Genomic DNA, 5,520 nt, shown 5'->3' on the forward strand with positions numbered 1-5,520 from the left:
GTCCGCTATGAGTTTACGAGTGTAAGTGTTGTAACCCTGCAGGGACCAAATGCCCTGCAGGGTATAGTCTATTCAGGCACTAGCACGCTTTGCCCCGAATTCCGGACGTATGATTTTTCCGCCGTCGCGTAGCTTGTCGAGATGATCGGACCAATGCTGCATCATGATGACCCGCTCGTCCCAGTATTCGCCGCGCGCGTAAGCGCGACGCACTTGATTGGTGTCCACATGCGCGAGTTGGCGCTCGATCGCGTCGGGGTTCCACTGGCCCATTTCGTTGAGAAGCGTGGCCATCGCCCGGAAGCCGTGTGCGGTCATCTGATCTGTTGTGTAGCCGAGCTTGCGCAGGCCTTGGTTGACGGCGTTCTCCGACATCGCCTTCCGGGGCTTGCCGAGACAGGGGAACAGGAATTTCCACCAGTGCGTGTGCTCGTGAAGCTCCTTGAGCATCGCGACAACCTGCCTAGATAGCGGCACCCGATGAGGCCGCCGCATCTTCATGCGCTCGGCTGGATGAACCAAGTCGCCTCCTCGAAGTCGATGTCTGTCCACTTGGCCTGCCGAAGTTCGCCGGGTCGCAGCAGCACGTGCGGCGAAAGCCGCATCGCCATGACGGTCACTTTGTGCCCGCTGTAGCCTTCTATCGCCCTGAGCAGCGCGCCGACTTCGGACGGTCGCGTGATGGCCGCGAAATGCTTCACCTTGGGCACGGCGATCGCGCCCCGCAGGTCGGCGGCGACATCTTTGTCGCACCGGACTGTTGCTACGCCATAGCGGAAGACACGGCTCAAGACGCTTCGCATCCGTCGCGCGCTCTCATAGGCACCGGTCGCCTCTACCTTGCGGAGGACTGCGAGCGCCTCATGCGGCGTGATCTGCGCGATCGGAATGATGCCGATGAGCGGATAGGCCTTGTCGAGCAACCAGCTGATCTTGTCGATCGTCACCGTCGCTAGACCGTCCCGCTCGCACTTTATCAGCCACTCCCTGGCCACCGCTTCGAACGTGTTGGCTGCGGCATGTTTGGCTGCGATCCGTGCGCGCTTCTTCTCGAGCGCCGGGTCGATCCCGTTGGCAACCAGCTTTTTCGCGTCGTCGCGCCGCAGACGGGCATCGGCGAGGCTGATCTGCGGCCAGCCGCCGAGGTGGAGCGTCTTCTGCCTGTCGAGAAAACGGTATCGGAAGCGCCAGAGCTTTGATCCGTTTGGTTGGATGATGAGGTAGAGGCCTTGAGAATCGGAAAGGCTCCAAGCCTTCTCTCTCGGCTTGGCCGCATTGATCTGGATGTAGGTCAGCATGGTCGTTTTCCCAGCAAAGCCGGGTCGATCCGAGAGCCCCAAAAAGAGCAACATTTGTTGCCGCTGCTGGTGCTCTTGGCCGGATTTCGCCGGACGGTGTCTGGCGATTCTCGGTCTAAAAATGCTGTGAAACCAGCCGCTTACTGGACGCTGCTGGACGTATCCAGAGCCAGTATTGGTGCCCAGAAGAGGACTCGAACCTCCACGACCTTGCGATCGCCAGCACCTGAAGCTGGTGCGTCTACCAATTCCGCCATCTGGGCACGGGGTAGGCGGCGGCCTTTAGGTGCGCAGGCGGCGGCTTGTCAACGGGTTGCGAAGCCTTGCGTGCGTCGGGCCGCGCGGGCATTGGGTGGCGTGAGCGTGCGCAGCATGGAATGACCTGAGATGAAGAAGCTTGTGACGGTGTTCGGCGGCGGCGGCTTTCTCGGCCGCTATGTGGTGCAGGAGCTGTTGCGGACGGGCGCGCGCGTGCGCGTGGCCGAGCGCAATCCGCTCGACACCGTACATCTGAAGCCGCTGGCGGGGCTTGGCCAGGCGCAGGCGGTGCCGGCCGACATCACCAAGCCCGCCACGATCGCGTATGCGGTGCGGGACGCGGACGCGGTGATCAACCTTGTCGGCATTCTGAAGGGCCGGTTCGAGACGGTCCATGTCGACGGGGCGAGCGCGGTCGCCGAGGCCGCCGCCCGTGCCGGTGCGACCCGCCTGGTCCATCTGTCGGCGATCGGTGCCGATGCGGGCGCGGCGTCGGCTTACGCCGCGTCGAAGGGACGCGGCGAGGCGGCGGTGCGCGCGGCCTTCCCCCGCGCCACGATCATCCGCCCCTCGATCCTGTTCGGGGCCGAGGATCAGTTCGTGAACCGGTTCGCCTGCATGATGTCGGTGGCGCCGGTGATGCCGGTGGTCCGCCCCGACGTGCGCTTCCAGCCGGCCTGGGTCGTGGATGTCGCGCGCGCGATTGCCGCGGCCGCGCTGACGGAGGGGCATGAGGGCAAGGTGTTCGAGCTCGGCGGGCCGCAGCAGATTTCGATGATTGAGCTTCATCGCTGGGTCGGCCAGGCGATCGGGCGCACGCCGTCGCTGATCGCGCTGCCCGATCCGATCGCGGCGGGGCTGGCGCGGTTCGGCGGATGGCTGCCCGGTGCGCCGATCACGCAGGATCAATGGCTGATGCTGCAGCGCGACAACGTGGTGTCGCCCGACGCGGAGGGCTTTGCCACGTTCGGTATCGATCCGGTGCCCTTGGCGGCGGTCGCGCCGCAGTGGCTGGTTCGATATCGCCGACAGGGCCGTTTCAGCCTCAACGCGCCCGCCTGAGCCAAGACGCGCATGGACATTCTGACACCCGTCCTGCTCGGCATCGTCGAGGGGCTTACCGAATATCTGCCGGTTTCATCGACAGGGCACCTGATCCTCGCCAGCGCGCTGCTTGGCTACGATGCGGAAACGTGGGCGGTATTCAACGTCGTGATCCAGCTCGGCGCGATCCTGGCGGTGGTGGTGCTGTACTGGCGGACCTTTTGGGCCGTGCTGATGGGCATGGTCCGTCGCGATCCCAAGGCGTGGCGCTTCGTTCGTAACGTGGCGGTCGGTTTCATGCCGGCGGCGCTCATAGGTTTGGCGTTGCATAGCCAGGTGGAGGCGTTGCTGGGCCGGGCCGACGTGGTCGCGATGGCGCTCGTCATCGGCGGGGTCGCCATCCTGCTGGTGGAGCGCTTTGCAAAGCCCGGCGATGTGGTGGGGGTGGCCGACATGCCGTTGCGCACGGTGATCGGCGTCGGCCTGATCCAGTGCATTTCCATGGTCCCGGGCGTGAGCCGGTCGGGCGCCACGATCCTGGGAGCGGTGAGCCTGGGCGTCGAGCGGCGGACGGCGGCCGAATTCAGCTTCTTCCTCGCCATCCCCACGATGCTGGGCGCGACCACGCTCGAACTGGCCAAGAACCACGAGGCGCTGACCGCGTCGGGTGGGGTGGGGTGGGGCTCGATCGCGATCGGGTTCGTCGTGTCGTTCGTCGTCGCGATCGCGGTGATCCGCGCCTTCGTCGCCTTCGTGGGGCGGCACGGCTTCGCCCCGTTCGGCTGGTATCGTATTGCCGCCGGGGCGCTTGCACTCGTGTGGCTCGCAAATCGATAGGGTGCAAAACGGACCGATTATTTGCGAGGAATTCGCATTATTCTTAAATTCGGACGATTAGGTTAGAAATAAGGGGCAGCAATTCTGTCCTAACCACGTTTTTGCTCGTGACTCGCCTGCTTTTCCTCGTCATCCAGCCGGGGAAGGGTGATGCACATGGCTGGAATGTTGAGTTTCCCGCTCGTCGAGCAGGATTATCCGGAAAAGCGCGCCCCCGGGGAGCGCGCGGGTGACTTCGCGGAAATCTCGCGCGCCTTCGCGACGGAAAAGGCCGAGGAGCAATCGTCGCGATGCTCGCAATGCGGCGTGCCTTACTGCGCCAATCATTGCCCGCTCCACAACCACATCCCCGACTGGCTGCGGCTGACGGCCGAGGGGAGGCTGCGGGAGGCATATGAACTCAGCAACGCCACGTCGACGATGCCTGAGATTTGCGGCCGCATCTGCCCGCAGGATCGGCTGTGCGAAGGCAATTGCGTGATCGAGTTTTCGGGCCACGGCGCGGTCACGATCGGTTCGATCGAGAAGTTCATCACCGATACCGCGTGGGAGCAAGGCTGGGTCGAGCCGATCATGCCCGCCGCCGACCGGGGGCAGTCGATCGGCATCATCGGCGCCGGCCCCGCCGGCCTCACCGTGGCGGATCTGATGCGGTCGCGCGGATATGAGGTCCATGTCTACGACCGGCACGACCGGATGGGTGGCCTGCTGACCTATGGCATCCCTGGCTTCAAGCTGGAGAAGGACGTCGTGATGCGCCGGGTCGATCGGCTGCGTGACGGCGGCGTCGTCTTCCACGAGAAATTTGAGGTGGGCCGCGATGCCAGCCTGGCTGAATTGCGTCAGCGCCACGACGCGGTCGTGGTCTGCACCGGCGTCTACAAGCCACGCGCGATCCGCGCGCCGGGCGTTGGCGCCAGCGGCGTTGTAGAGTCACTCGACTATCTGACGGCGTCGAATCGCAAGGGCTTCGGCGACGCGGTGGCGGACTATGATGAAGGCCGGCTCAACGCCGCCGGCAAGCATGTCGTCGTGGTCGGCGGCGGCGACACCGCAATGGATTGTGTGCGCACCGCCGTGCGGCAGGGCGCGGCCTCGGTCCGCTGCCTCTATCGCCGCGACCGTGCCAACATGCCCGGCAGCCAGCGCGAGGTGAAGAACGCGGAGGAGGAGGGGGTCGAGTTCGTCTGGCTGTCCGCCCCCGACGCGTTCCATGACGCGGGCGGCACCGTGGCGGGCGTCAACGTGGTGCGGATGCGACTGGGCGAGCCCGACGCAAGCGGCCGCCGCGCGCCCGAGCCCGAGCCGGGCAGCGAGTTCCGCATGGAGGCCGACCTGGTCGTCAAGGCGCTCGGTTTCGATCCCGAGGAATTGCCCAAGCTGTTCGACGCGCCGGAGCTGGCGGTTACGCGCTGGGGCACGGTGCGGGTCGATCACAAGACGATGATGACCAGCCTGGACGGCGTGTTCGCCGCCGGCGACATCGTGCGTGGCGCGAGCCTGGTGGTGTGGGCGGTGCGCGACGGCCGCGATGTGGCCGAGCGGATGCACGAATATCTGAAGGCGAAGGCGCGCACGGGCCAGGCCGAGAAGGTCGCCGCGTGAGAGCCGTCGCGATCCTCGGCGCGATGCTGCTGGCCGCCGGCGCGCGCCGGGCAGGGCGTGGCCGAGGCGCGCACGCTGATGCGCGTGATGCGTGCCGAGGAGGTGATCCGCCGGACGCTCGACACGCAGATGAAGGCGCTCGCGCCCGGAATGACCGACCAGATCTTCCGGTCGGGCGCGTTTCCGGCCGAACTGGCGAACGACGCGGACTTTCGCGCCATCCTCCAGCGCCATCTCGAACGGATCATGGCGGTGGTGGGCGACCAGACGAAGACCGCGCTGCCGCAGATCGTCGAACAGATGACCGCCATCTATGCGCGCGAATTCACGCCCGCCCAGATCGGCGACATGACCGCATTCTATCGCACCCCCACGGGGCAGGCGCTGCTCGAAAAGACGCCCGCCATCACGGCGGATGTCGCCAAGCAGACAAGCGACCTGATCATGGGCCCGCTCATGCAGACCCTGCAAGCCGAAA

At 65.6% G+C, this 5,520-nt stretch carries 4 protein-coding genes, 1 tRNA gene and 1 pseudogene; 4 read left to right on the forward strand and 2 right to left on the reverse strand.

Annotation, left to right across the window (positions count from 1 at the left end; translation table 11 throughout):
* Window positions 1-72 precede the first annotated feature (72 nt).
* Window positions 73-1,298: pseudogene (locus tag ACOJSF_RS09735) on the reverse strand (tyrosine-type recombinase/integrase).
* A 176-nt stretch (window positions 1,299-1,474) separates the two neighbouring features.
* A tRNA-Leu gene (locus ACOJSF_RS09740) sits at window positions 1,475-1,561 on the reverse strand.
* 124 nt (window positions 1,562-1,685) lie between these two features.
* Between ACOJSF_RS09740 and ACOJSF_RS09745 the strand changes: the two genes are divergently transcribed.
* The 4 genes from ACOJSF_RS09745 to ACOJSF_RS09760 all read left to right on the forward strand — a co-directional run.
* On the forward strand, window positions 1,686-2,618 hold the full coding sequence (locus tag ACOJSF_RS09745; protein WP_420142014.1) for an NAD(P)H-binding protein: 933 nt from the start codon (window positions 1,686-1,688) through the stop codon (window positions 2,616-2,618).
* A gap of 12 nt (window positions 2,619-2,630) precedes the next feature.
* On the forward strand, window positions 2,631-3,437 hold the full coding sequence (locus ACOJSF_RS09750) for an undecaprenyl-diphosphate phosphatase (RefSeq protein ID WP_420142015.1): 807 nt from the start codon (window positions 2,631-2,633) through the stop codon (window positions 3,435-3,437).
* A 150-nt stretch (window positions 3,438-3,587) separates the two neighbouring features.
* On the forward strand, window positions 3,588-5,042 hold the full coding sequence (locus ACOJSF_RS09755) for an NAD(P)-dependent oxidoreductase (RefSeq protein ID WP_420142016.1): 1,455 nt from the start codon (window positions 3,588-3,590) through the stop codon (window positions 5,040-5,042).
* 57 nt (window positions 5,043-5,099) lie between these two features.
* Window positions 5,100-5,520, forward strand: a 421-nt coding sequence (locus tag ACOJSF_RS09760; protein ID WP_420142017.1) for a DUF2059 domain-containing protein, incomplete at its 3' end; no start/stop codon positions are given.

Origin of the sequence: Sphingomonas sp., from assembly GCF_048594985.1 — a bacterium.
GTDB lineage: Bacteria > Pseudomonadota > Alphaproteobacteria > Sphingomonadales > Sphingomonadaceae > Sphingomonas_I.